This is a genomic window from Mesorhizobium sp. M1365 (genome assembly GCF_040317865.1).
Taxonomy (GTDB): domain Bacteria; phylum Pseudomonadota; class Alphaproteobacteria; order Rhizobiales; family Rhizobiaceae; genus Mesorhizobium.
Map to the genome: position 1 here is coordinate 103,353 of NZ_JAMYLG010000013.1, position 19,027 is coordinate 122,379.

General features: G+C 64.1%; 15 protein-coding genes and 1 tRNA gene. 5 read left to right on the forward strand and 11 right to left on the reverse strand.

Features of this window, described 5'->3' with window-relative positions; all coding sequences use genetic code 11:
* Positions 1 to 8: 8 nt before the first annotated feature.
* Positions 9 to 85, reverse strand: a tRNA-Pro gene (locus NKH04_RS16995).
* Positions 86 to 290: 205 nt separating this feature from the next.
* Between NKH04_RS16995 and NKH04_RS17000 the strand changes: the two genes are divergently transcribed.
* Together NKH04_RS17000 and NKH04_RS17005 are read left to right on the forward strand one after the other, a co-directional pair.
* Positions 291 to 1,805: a phosphomannomutase/phosphoglucomutase gene (locus tag NKH04_RS17000; protein WP_502906634.1), complete on the forward strand. Its 1,515-nt coding sequence runs from the start codon at positions 291 to 293 to the stop codon at positions 1,803 to 1,805.
* 17 nt (positions 1,806 to 1,822) lie between these two features.
* Positions 1,823 to 4,093: an AGE family epimerase/isomerase gene (locus NKH04_RS17005; RefSeq protein ID WP_352540729.1), complete on the forward strand. Its 2,271-nt coding sequence runs from the start codon at positions 1,823 to 1,825 to the stop codon at positions 4,091 to 4,093.
* Here NKH04_RS17005 and betB read toward each other — a convergent pair.
* From betB to betI, 5 genes are read right to left on the reverse strand one after another with little or no spacing between them, the layout of a single operon-like run.
* Complete coding sequence (gene betB / locus NKH04_RS17010) at positions 4,057 to 5,520, reverse strand: betaine-aldehyde dehydrogenase (RefSeq protein ID WP_352540730.1); 1,464 nt, start codon at positions 5,518 to 5,520, stop codon at positions 4,057 to 4,059. The genes NKH04_RS17005 and betB overlap by 37 nt on opposite strands.
* A 59-nt stretch (positions 5,521 to 5,579) precedes the next feature.
* Positions 5,580 to 7,232, reverse strand: coding sequence for a choline dehydrogenase (betA, locus tag NKH04_RS17015; RefSeq protein WP_352470968.1), 1,653 nt, complete (start codon positions 7,230 to 7,232; stop codon positions 5,580 to 5,582).
* A gap of 3 nt (positions 7,233 to 7,235) precedes the next feature.
* The gene (locus NKH04_RS17020) at positions 7,236 to 8,243 is read right to left on the reverse strand and encodes a threonine/serine dehydratase family protein (RefSeq protein WP_502901210.1); all 1,008 of its coding nucleotides are present in this window, start codon (positions 8,241 to 8,243) and stop codon (positions 7,236 to 7,238) included.
* Positions 8,243 to 9,772, reverse strand: coding sequence for a choline-sulfatase (betC, locus tag NKH04_RS17025; protein ID WP_352470970.1), 1,530 nt, complete (start codon positions 9,770 to 9,772; stop codon positions 8,243 to 8,245). Before betC ends, NKH04_RS17020 begins: the two co-directional genes overlap by 1 nt.
* Positions 9,769 to 10,359, reverse strand: coding sequence for a transcriptional regulator BetI (gene betI, locus NKH04_RS17030; RefSeq protein ID WP_352454288.1), 591 nt, complete (start codon positions 10,357 to 10,359; stop codon positions 9,769 to 9,771). The genes betC and betI overlap by 4 nt, the downstream gene beginning before the upstream one ends.
* Before the next feature lie 226 nt (positions 10,360 to 10,585).
* On the opposite strand from betI, the gene NKH04_RS17035 reads away from it, so the two are divergent.
* Both NKH04_RS17035 and NKH04_RS17040 read left to right on the forward strand, forming a co-directional pair.
* Positions 10,586 to 11,752, forward strand: coding sequence for an acetyl-CoA acetyltransferase (locus tag NKH04_RS17035; RefSeq protein ID WP_352540731.1), 1,167 nt, complete (start codon positions 10,586 to 10,588; stop codon positions 11,750 to 11,752).
* 25 nt (positions 11,753 to 11,777) lie between these two features.
* Complete coding sequence (locus tag NKH04_RS17040) at positions 11,778 to 12,782, forward strand: asparaginase (protein ID WP_352501757.1); 1,005 nt, start codon at positions 11,778 to 11,780, stop codon at positions 12,780 to 12,782.
* On the opposite strand, the gene NKH04_RS17045 is transcribed toward NKH04_RS17040, so the two are convergent.
* On the reverse strand, positions 12,775 to 14,151 hold the full coding sequence (locus NKH04_RS17045) for a TIGR03808 family TAT-translocated repetitive protein (protein ID WP_352501758.1): 1,377 nt from the start codon (positions 14,149 to 14,151) through the stop codon (positions 12,775 to 12,777). The genes NKH04_RS17040 and NKH04_RS17045 overlap by 8 nt on opposite strands.
* A gap of 131 nt (positions 14,152 to 14,282) precedes the next feature.
* On the opposite strand from NKH04_RS17045, the gene NKH04_RS17050 reads away from it, so the two are divergent.
* Positions 14,283 to 14,756 carry a GreA/GreB family elongation factor gene (locus NKH04_RS17050; RefSeq protein WP_352501759.1) on the forward strand — a complete coding sequence of 158 codons (474 nt, stop codon included), beginning with the start codon at positions 14,283 to 14,285 and terminating at the stop codon, positions 14,754 to 14,756.
* Here the strand turns inward: NKH04_RS17050 and NKH04_RS17055 are convergent.
* The 4 genes from NKH04_RS17055 to NKH04_RS17070 all read right to left on the reverse strand — a co-directional run bounded on the left by NKH04_RS17055 (position 14,753) and on the right by NKH04_RS17070 (position 18,996).
* Positions 14,753 to 15,139: a type II toxin-antitoxin system death-on-curing family toxin gene (locus NKH04_RS17055; protein ID WP_352501760.1), complete on the reverse strand. Its 387-nt coding sequence runs from the start codon at positions 15,137 to 15,139 to the stop codon at positions 14,753 to 14,755. The genes NKH04_RS17050 and NKH04_RS17055 overlap by 4 nt on opposite strands.
* The gene (locus NKH04_RS17060; RefSeq protein ID WP_352770601.1) at positions 15,136 to 15,366 is read right to left on the reverse strand and encodes an AbrB/MazE/SpoVT family DNA-binding domain-containing protein; all 231 of its coding nucleotides are present in this window, start codon (positions 15,364 to 15,366) and stop codon (positions 15,136 to 15,138) included. The genes NKH04_RS17055 and NKH04_RS17060 overlap by 4 nt, the downstream gene beginning before the upstream one ends.
* A gap of 70 nt (positions 15,367 to 15,436) precedes the next feature.
* On the reverse strand, positions 15,437 to 17,557 hold the full coding sequence (gene scpA, locus NKH04_RS17065; protein WP_353044632.1) for a methylmalonyl-CoA mutase: 2,121 nt from the start codon (positions 17,555 to 17,557) through the stop codon (positions 15,437 to 15,439).
* Positions 17,554 to 18,996: a methylmalonyl-CoA mutase subunit beta gene (locus tag NKH04_RS17070; RefSeq protein WP_352614924.1), complete on the reverse strand. Its 1,443-nt coding sequence runs from the start codon at positions 18,994 to 18,996 to the stop codon at positions 17,554 to 17,556. Before NKH04_RS17070 ends, scpA begins: the two co-directional genes overlap by 4 nt.
* Positions 18,997 to 19,027: the final 31 nt, after the last annotated feature.

Consider the following 19,027-nt stretch of genomic DNA (forward strand, 5'->3'; position numbering starts at 1 on the left):
GTTTTTTCTGGTCGGAGTGGCAGGATTTGAACCTGCGACCCCATCGTCCCGAACGATGTGCGCTACCAGGCTGCGCTACACTCCGTGACCAGACCGCGGGCTTATAGCCGCCGAGTTTGGTTACTGCAAGCGCCAATGGCAGCGCTTCTGTCGCATTTCTTTCGCTTTCGCCGCCACGTCATACAGGTTTCAGTTTCCTGTCGCACAAACACGGCTTAAAGGGCATCTGGGTAACCGTCCACTTGCCTCGAAGCACCTGATTCAGCCGCCTGGAGTTTGCAGCCTTGTCGATGAAGATCGTTAGCGATGCCAGACCAAACACATTCGAGTTCGAAACCTCGGCGCTCGTCATGCCGTCCGGGTTTCGCGAATATGATGCGCGCTGGTGGTTCGGCCATCCCGGCTCGAACGAAACGCCGGAACTCAATCTAATCGGCGTCCAGGCGCTCGGCATGGGGCTCGGCACGCTGATCCGTCGCCTGGGTGCCGGACCCGACATCGTCACCGGTCACGATTTCCGCTCCTATTCGCTTGCCATCAAGCTGGCGCTGGTTTCCGGGCTGATGGCGGCCGGCGCACGGGTCAAGGATGTCGGGCTTGCCCTGTCGCCGATGGCTTATTTCGCCCAGTTCGCGCTCGACACGCCGTCCGTCGCCATGGTCACTGCCTCACACAACGAGAATGGCTGGACCGGCGTCAAGATGGGCGCGGCGCGTCCGCTGACCTTCGGTCCGGAGGAGATGAGCGCGCTGAAGGCGATCGTGCTGTCAGGCGATTTCGACCTTGTCGGTGGTGGCTCCTACGCCTTCGTTGCGGATTTCCGCAAAACCTACCTTGACGATCTGACCGCGGGAAAGCGTATCTCCAGGAAGCTCAAGGTGGTGGCCGCCTGCGGCAACGGCACCGCCGGGGCTTTCGCTCCCGAGGCACTGGAAAGTATCGGCTGCGAGGTCATCCCGCTCGACGTCGAGCTCGATCATACGTTTCCCAATTACAATCCCAACCCCGAAGACATGCAGATGCTGCACGCCATTCGCGACAAGGTGCTGGAAACGGGCGCCGATGTCGGGCTAGGCTTCGACGGCGACGGCGATCGCTGCGGCGTGGTCGACAATGAAGGCAACGAGATCTTCGCCGACAAGGTCGGCGTCATGCTGGCGCGCGACATTTCGCACCTCTATCCCGGCTCGACTTTCGTCGTCGACGTCAAGTCGACCGGATTGTTCATGACTGACAAGGTGTTGCGGGAAAATGGCGCGGTCACCGACTATTGGAAAACCGGTCACTCCTATATCAAGCGGCGCGTGGCCGAACTCGGCGCTGTCGCCGGTTTTGAGAAATCGGGCCACTTCTTCTTCAATCCTCCGATCGGCCGCGGCTATGACGATGGCCTGGTCACGGCCATCGCCATCTGCCAGATGCTGGATCGCAGCCCGCAAAGCAGCATGGCTGACCTCTATCGCGATCTGCCGCTGACCTTTGGCACGCCGACCATGTCGCCACACTGCGCCGACGAGCTCAAATACGGCGTCGTCGAGCGCGTCGTAGGCGACTTTCGCAAGATGAAGGACGAGGGCACGGTCTTCGCCGGCCAGAAGATAGGCGAACTGATCACCGTCAACGGCGTCAGGGTCGTGGCGGAGGATGGTACATGGGGGTTGGTGCGGGCATCATCGAACAAGCCGGAGCTTGTGGTGGTGGTGGAGAGCCCGGTATCGTCCGAGCGGCGGCGGCAGATGTTCGAAGCCGTCGATGCGGTGCTGCGCCGCAGCCCCGAAGTCGGCGCCTACAATCAGACTTTTTGAACGCGGGGCTTGTTTTCATGATCGAACGGATCGTCAGTTTTGTGATGAGCGGCGGCGTCGGCTCGCGGCTGTGGCCGTTGTCGCGCGAGGACAATCCCAAGCAGTTCCATGATTTCTCGGGCGACGGCTCAATGCTGGCCAAGACGCTGCGCCGGCTAACCGCGCGGCCGGAAGGCGAAACGCCGGTTTTCCTGATTGCCTCGGAAAGGCATGCCGACCGCGTTCATGCCGACATTGCCGGTCACGAGCTTTCCGGCGGCGGCCCGCTGTTCGAGCCGACCGGACGCAATACTGCCGCGGCCGTCGCTTTGGCAAGCCTGCGCACGCTGTCGGAATTCGGCGATAGCCTGGTGCTGGTGGTGCCGTCCGATCATGAGATCGCGACGCCACAGCAATTCTGGCGGAGCATCGAGGCCGGCACGGCGGCCGCGCGCCAAGGCAGGCTGGTGGTGTTCGGCATCAAGCCGGCCCAACCCGAGACCGGTTACGGCTACATCGAGGTGGCCGGCGAGCGCGATGGCATCTGCGATGTCTCGCGTTTCGTCGAAAAACCCGATCTCGCCACGGCGCAGAGCTATCTCAAGGCTGGCAATTTCTACTGGAACACCGGCATCTTCCTGTTTCGCGCAAGTGCCATGCGCGACGCGTTCATGGCCTTCCAGCCCGACATCTGGAGCGCCACAGAGGCTGCCTACCAGGCTGCGACATCGGATCTTTCCGGCCTCTACATGCCTCTGGATCTCTATGCCGCCATCCCATCGACATCGATCGACTATGCGATCATGGAGCGCGCCAGCGGCATCGCCATGGTGCCGGCCGGCTTTCGCTGGAACGATCTCGGCTCCTGGCAATCGCTGCTCGACGTCGGCCCCTCCGACACGCAGGGCAATGTCATCGTCGGCGATGTCGTCGCCATCGATTGCGAGAACTCCTATATCCGCAGCGACGGCCGCCTGCTGTCGGCCATAGGCCTGAAGGACGTCGCCATCGTGTCGACCGCCGACGCCACTTTCGTCGCCCCGGTCAGCCACAGCCAGAACGTCAAGAAGATCGTCGAGCAGCTCGAAAAAAGCGGCCGCCTTGAGACCAGGTTCACGCCCGCCGACGACCGCGTCATCGAAAGCGGCGCCTGGCAGCGCCGCGTGCACCATTGGCTGTTCGAGGAGACGGTGCCGTTGTGGTCGACGGTCGGCGTCGATGAGCGCCACGGCGGGTTCCACGAGGCGCTCGGCTTCGATGCCGCCCCTCTGATGAAACCCAAGCGCATGCGCACGCAGGCCAGGCAGATCTACGCCTTCGCCGTCGCCAAGGCGCGCGGCTGGAACGGCCCGGCCGATCGGCTGATCAGCCACGGCCTCGAATTCATGGCCAGGCACGGACGTACCGACAATGGCGGCTGGGTACGCACGCTCAACGTCGACGGCACCGTCGCCGACGCCGCCGAGGATGCCTATGACCATTCCTGCGTGCTCCTGGCGCTGGCACATGCCCATATGTGCGGCAATCCCGATGCGTTGCGACTTGGCCAGGAGACCTTTGCGTTCATCGACGCGCATCTCGAGGACGAACGCCTGACCGGCTTCCGCGAGACCTCGAGCGGCGAGGGCGAGCGCCGCTCCAACCCGCACATGCATCTGCTCGAGGCATTCCTGGCCTGGCATCAGGCGACCGGCGAGCGCGCCCATCTTCGTCGCGCCGCGCGCATCGTCGATCTGTTTCGCAGCCATTTCTTCGACCCGGAAAGCTGGACGCTGGGTGAGTATTTCGACCATGAATGGCGGCCGACCCCTGGTGAGAAGGGCACGTGGACCGAACCCGGCCATCATTTCGAATGGGCCTCGCTGCTGGTCGACTTCGCCGGCCGCAGCGGCCAGAGCGGCTTGACCGGCCTTGCGCGGAAGCTCTACGCGTCGGCGATCGCCAATGGCCTGAACCGCGCCACGGGCCTCGCCTACGGCGCCGTCTCGCGGCAAGGCCTGCCGCTCGACCGCGTCTCGCGCAGCTGGCCGCAGGCCGAAGCGATCAAGGCGGCGATCGCGCTGGACGGTTCGGGCGGTCCCGACCTGAAGCCGGAGATCGAAGCACGGGTCGGCCGGCTGTTCCGCTGGCACATCAATCCGGCGCCGCTCGGCCTGTGGATCGACCGCATCGACGAGCGTGGCCGCTCCTTGGCGAGCGAGGTGCCGGCCAGCATCTTCTATCATCTCGTCTGCGCGCTGACGCAGTATCTGGACGGCACGGCGCCCAAGGATCAGTACGGGCTGGCGACATCCCCGGTCTCGACATAGACCGACTTCAGCTGCGAATAGAGCGCCAGTGCCGCGAGCGAATTCTCGCGGCCGATGCCGGATTGCTTGAAGCCGCCGAAGGGGATTTCGACCGGCGTCAGATTGTAGGCGTTGATCCAGCAGGTGCCGGCCTGCAGTTCGGCGATGACACGATGGGCGCGCGCCAGGTCTCGCGTGAACACGCCTGCGGCGAGGCCGAATTCGGTGTCGTTGGCGCGCTCGATCACCTCGTCCTCGCTGTCAAACTTCAGCACGCTCATAACCGGCCCGAAAATCTCCTCGCGGGCGATGCGCATCGTGTCGGTGACACCGGTGAACACCGTCGGCTCGACGAAGAAGCCATCCTGGAAACCCTGCAGCGAAGGCACATTGCCGCCGCAGGCGAGCACCGCGCCATCCTGCTTGCCGGCCTCTATGTATGAGACGACCTTGTCGTGTTGCGCCTTCGAGACCAGCGGCCCCATCTGCGTGTCCGGATCGAGCGGATCGCCGATGCGGATTTTCTTCGTCCGTTCGGTCAGCCTCTCGACGAAACGGTCATGGATGCCGCTCTGCACGAAGACCCGCGTGCCGTTGGAGCAGATCTGGCCGGTCGAATAGAAATTGCCGAGCATCGCGCCGCCGATGGCATTTTCGAGGTCGGCGTCTTCGAAGACGATCAGCGGCGACTTGCCGCCGAGCTCCATCGTCGCGTGCTTCATCTTTGAGCCGGCGAGCGACAGCACTTTGCGGCCGGTTGGCACCGAGCCGGTCACCGAGACCTTGGCGACGACATTGTGGCCGACAAGGCCGGCGCCGACATCGCCAAAACCCTGCACCACGTTGAACAGCCCGTCGGGCAGCCCGGCCTCGGTATAGATTTCGGCGAGCGCCAGCGCTGATAGCGGCGTGTTTTCCGATGGTTTGAAAACCATCGCATTGCCCATGGCGAGGGCGGGTGCGGATTTCCAGCCGGCGATCTGGATCGGATAGTTCCAGGCGCCGATGCCGACGCAAACGCCGAGCGCCTCGCGCCTGGTATAGGCAAAGGGTCCGCCGAGATCCACGGCCTCGCCATTAAAGGCGGCGACCGCGCCGCCGAAATATTCCAGGCAGTCGGCCGCCGACGGGGCGTCCGCAACCAGCGTCTCCTGGATAGGCTTACCGGTATCCAGCGTCTCGATGCGCGCCAGATCGGCATTGCGCGCGCGCAAAATGTCGGCGGCGCGGCGCAGGATGCGGCCGCGTTCGACCGCCTTCAGCCGCGCCCAGGCCGGTTGTGCTGCACGCGCCGCCTCGATCGCGAGCTCCAGCACGTTCGGCGTCGCCGAGCGCAGCATGGCGATGGTCTCGCCGGTTGCCGGATAGATAACCGGCAGCGCTGAGCCGCGCTCGTCGTCGATATAGCGGCCGTTGACATAATGCGATGCCGTTGGCTGGGCGCGCATGACTGTTCTCCAAATCGTCTTGTCGCGGCATGCGGAATATGCGTCCGCCGGATCATGGCCTATCTGTCCGACACCTGCCAGCGCGGATTGATCCATGGTTCCTGGTTGGAAGGTGGCAGCGGCGTACGCCCGAGAATGTGGTCGGCGGCCTTCTCGCCGGTCATGATCGACGGAGCGTTGAGATTGCCATTGGTGACGCGCGGGAAGATCGAGGAATCGGCGACCCGAAGCCCTTCGACGCCAATGACGCGGCATTCTGGATCGACGACGCTCATCGCATCGTCGGCACGGCCCATCTTGCAGGTGCCGCACGGGTGATAGGCGCTTTCGACGTGGTCGCGGATGAAGGCGTCGAGCTCCTCATCCGATTGCACATGTGAACCTGGCGACAGTTCCTTGCCGCGGTACGAATCGAAGGCCGCCTGCCCGAAGATCTCGCGGGTCAGCCGGATGCAGTGGCGGAACTCCGTCCAGTCGTCCGGATGCGACATGTAGTTGAAGCGGATCACCGGCTTCGATTTGGGATCGGGCGAGCGCAGCGTGACCGAACCGCGCGACTTCGACCGCATCGGCCCGACATGCGCCTGGAAGCCGTGCGCCTTGGCCGCCGCCTTGCCGTCATAGCGGACCGCGGCCGGGATGAAATGATACTGGATATCGGGATAGTCGACGCCGGCGCGCGAGCGTACGAAGGCGGCCGCCTCGAAATGATTGGTGGCGCCGAGGCCGGACTTGAAGAACAGCCATTGTGCCCCGATCAGCGCCTTCGAGAACGGGTTCAAGACGGAGTTCAGCGTGATCGGCTTTGTCGATTCCTGCTGGATGTAAAGTTCCATATGGTCCTGCAGATTGCGGCCGACTCCGGGCCGGTCGGCGATCACCGGGATGCCGTTCTCCCTAAGGTGCTGGCCGGGGCCGATGCCGGACAGCATCAGGATCTTGGGCGAGTTGATCGAGGACGCGGCAACGATCACCTCGCGCCGCGCTCTGACCATCTGAATCCGTTTGCGCACTTCGATCTCGACGCCGGTGGCGCGTTGATTCTCGATAATTACCCGCCGGGCGAAACCCTTGACCAGGCTGACATTTTTCCGCCTCAGCGCCGGCCTCAGATAGGCGCTCGCGGCCGACCAGCGACGGCCGCCGCGGATGGTCTGCTCCATCGGCCCAAAGCCTTCCTGCTTCGCGCCGTTATAGTCGTCGGTCAGCTCGAAACCGGCCTGACGGCCTGCCTCGACGAAGGCGCCGTAGAGTGGGTTCGTCCTCGAGCCGCGCTGCACAGTCAGCGGGCCGCCGTGGCCGCGCCAGCCATTCTCGCCGCCATTGCTGTCCTCCATGCGCTTGAAGTACGGGAGCACATCGGCAAAGCCCCAGCCGGTCGCGCCCTGTTCGGCCCAATGGTCGAAGTCGCGGGCATGGCCGCGCACATAGACCATGCCGTTAATCGAGGATGAGCCTCCGATGACTTTGCCGCGCGGCGTCGCCAGCACGCGGCCGCCGAGATGCGGCTCCGGCTCGCTGGCGAAGCCCCAGTCGTAAAGGCTCATATTGAGCGGGATCGACAGCGCCGACGGCATCTGGATCAGCGGCCCGATATCGCTGCCGCCATATTCGATGACGATCACCGAATGCTTACCGTCCTCCGACAGCCGGTAGGCCATGGCCGAGCCGGCCGAGCCGGAGCCGATGATGACGAAATCCGCTTCAAGCATGGTTCATGCGCGCCCGTGGTTCATATGCGCAATGAAATCGGCCAGCGAGACGTTGCCGCCGGTTGCCATCACCAGAACGGTCTTGCCGGTTATGTCGACCTTGCCGCCGAGCACCGCCGCCAGCGAGGCAGCGCCGGACGGCTCGAGCACCAGCTTCAGCCGCTCGAAGGCGAGGCGCATGGCGCGCCGCACCGAAGCATCGTCGACGGTGACGCCGCGAACGCCGGCGGCCTTCACCGCTGCGAACGGCGCGTCGCCGGGCCGCCGCGACATCAGCCCGTCGCAGATCGATTTCGGTCCGATCGGCATGGTTTCGATGGCGCCATGCGCGAGCGACGAGCCCATGCCGTCAAAACCTTCCGGCTCGACGCCGATGATCTCCGTGGCGGGCGACAGATAGTGGAAGGCCAGCGAAACGCCACCGATCAGCCCGCCACCGCCGACCGAACAGAACAAGCCATCGGCCTCCACTTGCCTGGCGGCGAGCTGGTCGAGTGCCTCCAGTCCGGCGCCGGCCTGGCCGGCGACGATCTCCGGATCGTCGAACGGGTGCAGCAGCGCCAAGCCATCGCTCGCGGCGATCTCACGCGCTCTGGCGGCGGCGACTTCCTCACGCGCGCGTTCGCCATGGTCAGTCAGCACCACGCGCGCGCCATACCCTGACGTGGCATCGCGTTTGGCGGCCGGCGCGTCGATCGGCATGACGATGGTGACGGGAATGCCAAGGGCTTGGCCAGCCGCCGCTAGCCCCTGCGCAAAATTGCCGGAGGAGTAGGCGACGACGCCCTTTTTGGTTTCGTCAGGCGAGAGCTTCTTCAGCCGCCAGTAGGCGCCGCGCACCTTGAACGATCCTGCCCATTGCAGCGATTCGGCCTTGACGAAGACGCGGGCGGCGCCGGTCTCGCGGGCAAGTGCCGCCGATTCCAGGAGCGGCGTGACCTGCGTCGCCTTGGAGGTGACGGCATAGGCCTGCCTGAGATGGTCGAGCGAGGGGACGAGACTATCTGCCATCATTCGCCTCGCGGAAAGCGCTTCTGCTCTTCGAGCAGGTCGAGGTTCATGTGGTTGCGCATGTAGCGCTCCGATGCCTTCTGCAGCGGCTGGAATTCCCAGGGATAATGGGTGCCGTTGCGCAGCGCCGGGTAGACTACCCAGCGGCGTGCCTGGCTGGCACGCACCGCTGCATCGAACGCCGCCATGTCCCAGCGCGCCCGCACCTTGTCGGAGAAAGCGGTCACCAAAGCCGCATTGGCCGGATCGGCGGCGAGGTTGGTCGATTCCAGCGGATCCGATTCAAGATCAAACAGTTGCGGCGGATCGATCTCGCAATGGATGAATTTGTAACGGCCCTCGCGCAGCGCCACCATCGGCGCGTTCGAGCCTTCGGCGGCATATTCCATCAGCACCGGCGCGGAGCGCTTCTTTCCATTCAGCAGCGGCAGCAGCGACTGGCCGTCGGTCCACGGCGCAATCGCGCTGATGTCGATGCCGGCGAGGTCGCAAAGCGTCGGCGTCACGTCGAGGTTGGAGACCGGCGTGTCGATCAGCCCGGCGGCGATGCCTTTGCCGGCGATCATCAGCGGCACCCGCGCCGAACCTTCGAAGAAGCACATCTTGAACCACAGGCCGCGCTCGCCGAGCATGTCGCCGTGATCCGAGCAGAACAGGATGATCGTGTCGTCGAGCATGCGCGTGCGCTCGAGCACCGACAGCAGCTCGCCGAGCTTGTCGTCGAGATATGAGATGTTGGCGAAATAGCCGCGCCGTGCGCGGCGTATCTGCTCAGCGGTGATGTCGAACCTGTCATAGTCGCTGGCGCGGTAGAGCCGCTGCGAATGCGGGTCCTGCCTGTCGTAAGGAATGAAGCCGACCTCAGGCTCGAGCGCCGGGCAATCCTCGTAGAGGTCCCAGTATTGCCGCCGTGCGACGTAAGGATCGTGCGGATGGGTGAAAGAAACCGTCAAGCACCAGGGCCGATGTGCGGCATCGTCGGAGACGCGGGCAAAATCATAAAGCTTCTGCACGGCATGGAAGGCGACCTCGTCGTCATATTCCAGCTGGTTGGTGATCTCAGCAGTACCGGCGCCGCTGACGGAGCCGAGATTGTGATACCACCAGTCGATGCGCTCGCCGGGTTTGCGATAGTCGGGCGTCCAGCCGAAATCGGCCGGATAGATGTCGGTGGTCAGCCGCTCCTCGAAACCGTGCAATTGGTCCGGCCCGACGAAATGCATCTTGCCGGAGAGGCAGGTGTGATAACCGGCGGCGCGCAGATGATGGGCAAAGGTCGGGATCGAAGACGCGAATTCGGCGGCGTTGTCATAGACCCCGGTGCGTGACGGCAACTGGCCGCTCATGAATGCGGCGCGGCCCGGCGCGCAGAGCGGCGAGGCCGTGTAATTGTTGCAAAAACGCGCCGAACGCGCGGCGAGCGCCTTCAGATGCGGCGCGTGCAGGAAGTCCGCCGGCCCATCCGGAAACAGCGTTCCGTTGAGCTGATCGACCATGACGATCAGGATGTTGGGTCGCTTGGATGTCACTGCTTCTGCCGTCCGCTGAGCTTCGTTTCGAGATAGTCCTCGACCAGTGCGATCGCGGTCGCGGCATCGGGAACACCGTCTTTCAGCGCGCGCCTGATATAGAGCCCGTCGATCAGCGCCGCCGTCGCTTCGGCGACCCGGTCGGCCTCGCTTCTCGGCAGGATCCCGGCCAGCCCGCTGAGCAGATTGGAATGCAGCCGCCGCGCATAGACCTTGAGCAGCCGTCGAAGCGCTGCCGATTTCTGCGCCTCGACATAGAAGGCGAGCCAGGCGGCGATCGTTTCGGGCTGGAACTGGATGTCGGAGAAATTGACCGCGACCACCGCCGAGACGCGCTGGCGCGCCGTGCCGGCCGCGCGAAGTGCACGGCGCGTATCGGCGGTGAGCTCGCTCAGGATGTGCCGCATCGTCGCCAACAGCAATTCGTCCTTGACGCCGAAATAATGGTGGGCAAGCGCCGAGGACACGCCGGCGCGCCCGGCGATTTCCGACATCGTCACATCAAGCGAACCGCGCTCGCCGATCGCCGAGATCGTTGCATCGATTAGCGCCCTGCGGCGCAACGGCTCCATTCCGAGTTTCGGCATTCTTGCTCCGGCCTGTTGGGGCAAGATTATTTTTTATTGACGCATCAATCAACAAAAATCCGGCCTGATTTGCTGGCAAAAGCCAGGCACTATGACCAGATGATCAAGATCAAGCGATTGTGCGGTTCTGGCCCCTTCACGAAGCCGGCGGAACGGTTCATGCTTGAACAATGCTGAGGCGCGCTGCAAGTATCGCGTAGCCCGGGTCCACAGGATGGAGATCGCCATGACAGCATGCATCGTCGGTTGGGCGCATTCGCGCTTCGGCAAGCTCGAAGGCGAGACGCTGGAGGGCCTGATCACCAAGGTGGCAGTCGAGGCGCTCGATCATGCCGGCATCGGTCCGGATGACGTCGACGAGATCGTGCTCGGCCACTTCAACGCCGGGTTTTCCGCCCAGGATTTCACCGCGAGCCTGGTCCTCCAGGCAGACGACCGGCTGCGCTTCAAGCCTGCGACCCGCGTCGAGAACGCCTGCGCCACCGGCTCGGCGGCGGTCAGGCAAGGCATCCGCGCCATCGACGCCAATGCCGCCCGTATCGTGCTGGTGGTCGGCGCCGAGCAGATGACGACGACGCCCGGTCCCGAGATCGGCAAGAACCTGCTCAAGGCCTCGTATCTGCCGGAGGACGGCAACACGCCGGCAGGTTTCGCCGGCGTCTTCGGCAAGATCGCCCAAGCCTATTTCCAGCGCTACGGCGACCAGTCGGATGCGCTGGCGATGATCGCCGCCAAAAACCACAAGAACGGCGTCGACAATCCCTACGCGCAGATGCGCAAGGATTTCGGCTACGAGTTCTGCCGGCAGGAAAGCGAAAAAAACCCCTTCGTCGCCGGTCCGCTGAAGCGCACAGACTGCTCGCTGGTGTCGGACGGTGCCGCCGCGCTTGTCCTTGCCGACACGGCCACGGCGCTGAAGATGCGCCGCGCCGTCGCCTTCCGCGCCAATGAGCATGTGCAGGATTTCCTGCCGATGTCGAAGCGCGACATTCTCGCCTTCGAAGGCTGCGAGCAGGCGTGGAACCAGGCGCTGAAGCAGGCGGGCGTGACGCTCGGCGACCTGTCCTTCGTCGAGACGCACGACTGTTTCACCATCGCCGAACTGATCGAGTATGAGGCGATGGGCCTGGCAAAGCCGGGCGAGGGCGCCAAGCTGGCCCTGGATGGCGAGACGGCGAAAAACGGACGGCTGCCGGTCAATCCGTCCGGTGGACTGAAGGCCAAGGGCCACCCGATCGGTGCCACCGGCGTATCGATGCATGTGCTGAGCGCCATGCAGCTTGTCGGCGAGGCGGGCGGCATCCAGGTGCCGGGAGCAAAACTCGGCGGCATCTTCAACATGGGTGGTGCCGCGGTCGCCAACTACGTTTCCATTCTCGACCGGATCAGATAAACCCGCCCGCATTGCGGGAGGTGACATGACAAATCCGGTTCTGGTCGAAGTCTTGCGCGGCGCAATCGTCGAGAGTGCCCATCGCGGCGCTGTTGCCGTCTTCGACGCCGACGGCAAGCCTGTCTGGGAGATCGGCGACACGGCACAACCGGTGTTCCCGCGTTCGGCGGTCAAGGCGATCCAGGCGCTGCCGCTGGTCGAGAGCGGCGCTGCCGATGCCTACGGCTTCGGTGATCGGGAGCTGGCGCTGGCCTGCGCCTCGCATTCCGGCGAGCCGCCACATGTCGAGCTGGCGCGCGCCATGCTGGCGAAGGCCGGCCTGGACGAGACGGCACTCGAATGCGGCGCGCATTGGCCGTCGAGCCATGGAGCGACGTTGGCACTTGCCCGCGCCGGCAGCGTGCCGAACGCGCTGCACAACAATTGTTCCGGCAAGCACTCGGGCTTTCTCTGCACCTGCGTTCACAGCGGCATCGCCCATCGTGGTTACGTCAAGGCTGGCCATGCCTCGCAGGAGATGGTGCGCGAAGCGATGCAGGCGGTGACCGGTGCTGCCCATGACGCCGATCACCGCGGCACCGACGGCTGCTCGATTCCGACCTATGCCGTGCCGCTGCGCAGCTTTGCCCTTGGCTTTGCCCGCATGGCGACAGGTGCCGGGTTCGAGCCGGTGCGCGCCCGGGCGGCGAAGCGGCTGCTTTCCGCCTGCATGGCCGAGCCGTTTTTCGTCGCCGGCACGGGCAGGTCCGATGTCGCGATGATGGACGCCGCACCGGGCCGGATTTTCGTCAAGGGAGGCGCCGAAGGTGTTTTTTGTGCAGCCCTTCCGGAGCTTGGCCTTGGCATCGCGCTGAAGTGCGACGATGGCGCCGGCCGCGCCGCTGAAGTGATGGTCGCGGCCGTGCTGGCTAAGCTTTTGCAAGCCGACCAGGCGCTCGCAGCGAAACTGACCGAACAGGCAAATCCGCCTATCGAGAGCCGGATCGGCGCCAAGGTTGGCGCGCTCCGGCCGACGGCCACCTTCAACTGACGTGGTTGCGCTCGACGGTCAAATGCGCATAGCCGGCATTGCCTGATGCAGCGAGGTCGCCGGTCACCGGCTCGGCCCAGCGCTGGCCGACGATCGCGCCGTTCTGGACTCCGTCGATGACATTGTCGGAGATGATTGCCGTTCCGGCACCTTCGACCACGGTGACGACGATGCCGGTCCCCGCCTTGCGGATGACGTTTCCCGTGGCGACCACATTGCGCATGAACGGTCCCCAGCCGATCTGCATGCCGTAGAGCGGCGCATTCTCGATGACGTTGCCGGAAACGGTGGTGTCGGCCTCGACGCTAATGCCGACGCCGAAGCCGGGCGCGTCGGCAGGGTAGGGGCCGCTGGTCGACAGATTGCGGACGATGTTGCCGGAGCACACGCCCATGCGGCCGCCCTCGTTGAAATTGACGATCGAAATGCCGTTCGCGGCGCCGTCGACGATGTTGTTGCCGATGACGGCGCCTTCGAACGAGAATTCGGAATACACGGCCGTCTCGCCCGAACGCGAGCAGGTGTTGCCGGTGACTTGCAAATTGCTGGAAGTGTTGGCGCGGATCGCCGAGAACGCGCAGTCCGAGACAATATTGCCGGAGATGATGACGTTGCCGGCGCGGAACGCATTGATGCCGTTGCCGTTCTGGCCGGCTCCGCCGCTGCGCGCCTGGATGCGCTCGATCCGGTTGCCGCTGACGATGGTGCCGTCTTCAGCCGCCTGCCAGCGGTGCACGAGAATGCCGCCATTGGCGCAGTCGGAGACGCTATTGCCTGATATTTCCAGGCCATCGGCCTCGACCGAATAGATGCCGGCATCGGCCGCACCGGATATCTCCGAGCGCTGGATTCGGCCCCAGGCGTGCTCGAGCGCCAGACCGTTCTTGCCGCTGCCGGTAAGCTGGCAATTGTCGACGACCAGATGGGCGATGCGGCGCAGATCGAGCAGGCCTTGCGTGTAGTCGCCCATCCAGCGGTTGCAGCCATCGAACACCAGCCCGCTGAGTTCGATATGCTCGGCCTGGTCGGCCATGATGAGATGGCCATTGCCGCCATAGACGATCCGCGATGCGCCCGGCACGCCGGACAGGCGCACCCGGCCGGGCAGCGACAGGTTGGAAACGATATAGATCCCCGGCGGCAGGAACACCGGCATGTCGCGGTCGTGCGCGTCGCGCAGCAGCTTGGTGAAAGCCTTGCTCTGATCGTCAAGCGCACCGGGCCGGACGCCGAGCTCGGTCGCGTTGATCGCGCCACGCATCGCGGCTTTCTCGATGCCGGGAAGGTTTTTCGCCGCTGCCTTGCCGAGCGAAAGCCCCATGACGGCAAAGCCGGCGGTCTGCGCAAGCAGCGTTCGTCTGTTCAACATCGGCACAGATTCCTTGCGTTCAACGGTCGCGCCGCAGGATTCGTGCCAGACAGGATCGGCCCGGATCGGCTCCGACGTCGGTTCGCCGGCTACGGCTTGTGGAGTCGTCGCGTCAGGCATAAGTTCGATAAATGAGCAGGGCTTTCACCCGCGAGGAAGACAGCGAAAACGCCATCGCCGGCATCGGCGAGCGGCCGATCAGTCATCACCGCAATCTGGTGACGGAACGCGGCCTGACGCTGATCGATGCGGAGGTGGCCGCTCTGCGCGACGAACTGGGCAGAGCCGAAAAGAGGGCCGACCGCGAGCGTATCGCGCTGGTGTCGCGTGATCTCCGCTACTGGACGGCGCGACGCGAAAGCGCCGAGCTTTCGGTGCCGGAACCGGGCAGCGACATGGTTCGCTTCGGCATGGGCGTCACGCTGGAAAGCCACGACGGCAAGAAGGTGCACTGGAAGATCGTCGGCGAGGACGAAGCCAATCCCGCTAAGGGGACAATTTCTCATATGTCGCCGATGGCGATGGCCTTGTTCGGCAAGAAGGTCGGCGAAGTTGCGGTGGTCAATGGCAAGGAATGGGAGATCGTCAAGCTCTCCGACAGTTAGTCTTCGAGCTTGACGACATGATCGCGGAAGAACGCTGAGGCGCCGGCCTCGTCGATTTCGCCGGCGGCGACCATCATGACCAGTTGAATAATGTCCGCCTGCTCGGCTTCGATGCTCAGCCCGTTGAAATAAAGGAACAGATCGGCCGCCGCAAAAGCCGTGCGCTTGTTGCCGTCGACGAATGGATGGTTCTTGGCAATGCCGAAAAGATAGGCGGCTGCGAGTTCACAGAGATCGGGCTCGCCATAGATTTCTCTTTGCTGCGGCCTGTAAAGCGCCGACTCCAGCATTCCTTGATCGCGGATTCCCGCTGCTCCTCCGTGAAGGCGCAACTGCTCGGCGTGAAGCGCCTCCACGAACTCCCTCGAATGATGCTCGGTCATTTTGCGAGCGCGCGGTAGGCAACCTCGTACTTCTTCATCCGTTCACGCGCTATCTTCATCTTGCTTTCGAATTTCTCGGGATCGCTTTCAAGCCGACGAAGCCGAAGTTCGCCTGCGTTCTCGGCGGCCACAAGCGTATCTCCTGCACGAACATTTAGCCGATCAAGCACTTCCCGAGGCAAGATCACACCTTCGGAATTGCCGATTTTACGCACGGTAATGTTCATTGAAAACTCCTTCAGTCTCCCTTCGCACTGTTCTAACAACAATTATAACGGAAAACTTCTACCTGTCAAGTCAGTCTGTCAGCAGCCGGTCCATCAGCCGGTCCGCCGCTTCCGGTATGACCGTGCCGGGCGGGAAGATCTCAGTGGCGCCTGCCTGCCGGACTGCGTCGTAATCCTGCGGCGGAATGACGCCGCCGGCGACGATCAGCATGTCGTCGCGGCCGAGCTTCTTCAGTGCAAGCTTAAGTTCGGGAATAAGCGTCAAATGGCCCGCTGCCAGCGACGAGGCGCCGACGATGTGCACGTCATGCTCGACGGCCAGCCTGGCGATCTCGTCCGGCGTCTGGAACATCGGCCCGACGGTGACGTCGAAGCCTAGGTCGGCAAAGGCGGTGGCGATCACTTTCTGGCCGCGATCATGGCCGTCTTGCCCCATCTTGGCGACCAGAATGCGCGGCTTGCCGCCGGACTTCTCCTCGAACGCGACGATCTTGTCCTGCAGCCGGTCGACCACCGGATTGTCGCCGAGCGCGTTGCGATAGACGCCGGAGATCGTCTGCACCGAGGCGACATGGCGGCCGAAAACTTTTTCCAGCGCCAGCGAAATCTCGCCGACCGTGGCGTTGGCGCGTGCGGCCCGGATGGCGAATTCCAGCAGGTTTCCGTTACTCCCGGCAGCACGGGTAAGCGCATCGAGCGCGCTCTCGGCGGCGGCCACATCACGCGTGCCTTTCAGCCGCTGCAGCTTCGACAATTGCCGCGCCCTGACTTCGGCATTGTCGATCTTCAGCACGTCGACTTCGATGTCCGTGCCGGGACGGTGAGCATTGACACCGACCACGATCTGTTCGCCGGAATCGATGCGCGCCTGGGTGCGCGCGGCAGCCTCTTCGATGCGCAGCTTCGGTAGGCCCTTTTCGATCGCCGCGGCCATGCCGCCGAGGCTCTCGACCTCCTCGATATGCGCAAGCGCACGCGCCGCCAGATCATGTGTCAGCCGTTCGACATAGGCGGAGCCGCCCCACGGGTCGATAATGCGCGTCGTGCCGGATTCCTTCTGCAGGATGAGCTGTGTGTTGCGGGCGATGCGGGCCGAATGGTCGGTCGGCAGCGCCATTGCCTCGTCGAAGGAATTGGTGTGCAGCGACTGCGTATGCCCTTGAGTGGCGGCCATCGCCTCGATCATGGTGCGGATGATGTTGTTGTAGGGATCCTGCGCCGTCAGCGACCAGCCCGAAGTCTGGCAATGGGTGCGCAGCGACAGCGAGCGCTCGTCCTTCGGCGAAAAGTTCTTCAGCATTAGGCTGGCCCACAATACGCGCGCTGCTCTCAGCTTGGCGACTTCCATGAAGAAATTCATGCCGATCGCCCAGAAGAAGGAAAGGCGCGGCGCGAAACGGTCGATGTCGAGGCCGGCCGCGACGCCGGCGCGGGCATATTCGATACCGTCTGCAATCGTGTAGGCGAGCTCGAGATCCGCCGTCGCTCCCGCCTCCTGCATGTGATAGCCGGAGATCGAGATCGAATTGAACTTCGGCATGTGCTTCGACGTGTAGGAAAAAATGTCCGACACGATCCGCATCGAAGGTTTTGGCGGATAGATGTAGGTGTTGCGCACCATGAACTCTTTCAGGATGTCGTTCTGAATGGTCCCGGTGAGGTCCTTCTGCGCAACGCCCTGTTCCTCCGCCGCGACGATATAGAGCGCCATGATCGGCAGCACCGCGCCGTTCATCGTCATCGATACCGTCATCTCGTTAAGCGGGATGCCGTCGAACAGCTGGCGCATGTCGAGAATGGAATCGATGGCGACGCCGGCCATGCCGACATCGCCGGCGACGCGCGGATGGTCGCTGTCGTAGCCGCGGTGCGTGGCGAGATCGAAGGCGACCGACAGGCCTTTCTGGCCGGCGGCAAGATTGCGCCGGTAGAAGGCGTTGGACTCTTCGGCCGTCGAGAAGCCGGCATATTGCCGGATCGTCCAGGGTTGCTGGACATACATCGTCGGATAGGGGCCGCGCACGAAAGGCGGCAGGCCTGGATAGGTATCGAGGTGCGGCAAGCCCTTGAGATCGCCCTGGTTGTAGAGATGCTTGACGGCGATTCCTTCCGGCGTCATCCGCTGGCCTTTGATCTCGACCGGCGCCCGCCGTGGCGGCGACCAGGCGATCTGGCTGAAATCCGGGATCATGGCACGGCTCCGATCGACTGATCGATGCGGATCGGAAATAGCGGCTCGCACACCGCAACGCCTTCGGTGAAGGCAGGCCGCCGCTCCGCCGCCAGCGTCTCGACCGGACGCTCGGTCTTCGACGGGTGCAGCGTCGTGCCGACGATCGCCCGTTCGCCCGCCTGGTAGGCTGTGTTGCGGCGGGCGGAAGCTGCCTGGACGCGCCTCTGGATGTGGCCTTGCTCAAGGCTGGTCAGCACGCCGCCTTCCGCCTCGATCTGCTGGAACTCCTGCCAGGCCGCCGCGCAGAGCTCCGCAGTCAGCGCTTCGACGGCCCCCGAACCGCAAACCGGATCGGCGACGTGGTCGATATTGCTTTCATTGGCCATGATCAGTTGCGCGTTGCGGGCAACGCGGCGGGCAAAACCCGCGGGCAGGCCGTGCGCGATCGTGTGCGGCAGGATGGCGATCGAATCCGCGCCGCCGGCGGCAGCGGCAAAAGCGGCAATGGTGGTGCGCAGGATGTTGGTTTCCGGATCGGCCGCCGTCATCATCCGGAAGGATGTTTCGGCATGGATGCTGGCGGTGGAGGGCGGTATCGAGCAGGCCTCCTGGACACGCGCCCACAGCCTGCGCAACGCCCTGACCTTGGCCGTCGAAACGAACTGGTCCTGGTCGACGCTGAGCGCAAAACCGATATGCGGCGCCGCGTAGACGAGCGGCTGGCGCGCCTTCTCGAACAGCCTCAAATAGGAGACGGCCGAGGCGAGCATGGTGCCAAGCTCCTGCGCCTCGGTGGCGCCGGCATTGTGGAATACCCGCCCGTCGGCCTCCAGCAGCACGCCGGGCACACCCATCGAAAAGAAATGCGCCAGCGATTGCGGCATCGAAGCCTGCAAAGCCTCGATCGACATGCGCAGCCTGCCGGTCCCGGCAAAGATCGCCGCCGGATCGATGCCGAAGGAGAGGTTGAGCTTTGCCGGGTCGGAGCGGCGCTTGGTCAAAAACGCCACCAGCCAGTCGGCCACGGCACGGCTCCAGGGATGGGCGTCGATGCGGATCTGGATGCGGTTGAGCGGCACGCCGTCGAGCACGCCCTCCAGCGCCTCCGCCGTCCTCGGCAAGCCATAGCCGAAGGCGTTCGGCGCACCCTCGAAGACAAGCGACAGTCCGGTGGCACCCTGCGCGACGTCTTCCAGCGCCTGCGCACTGGCGCGGCCTATGTCCGGATCGTCGATGCGCTGGCTGACGATCCACGGTGATCCCGGGTTGGCGCGCACGACAGGCTCGGCGGTTACCGAACGCTCGTAGAGCGGCTCGATGCGGATGGCGTCGTCCGTATGCGAGACGAGCTTTTCCTCGAAGGACCCGCCGGCCAGCGCCTTCTCCGCCAGCGCCAGCCATCGTTGCCGGTCGACGTTCGGAAGTTCGGCATCCTGGGTCAAGGCACCGGCGCCCATCGGTTCTCCTCGTTCTAGCGGCCGCAGCGGC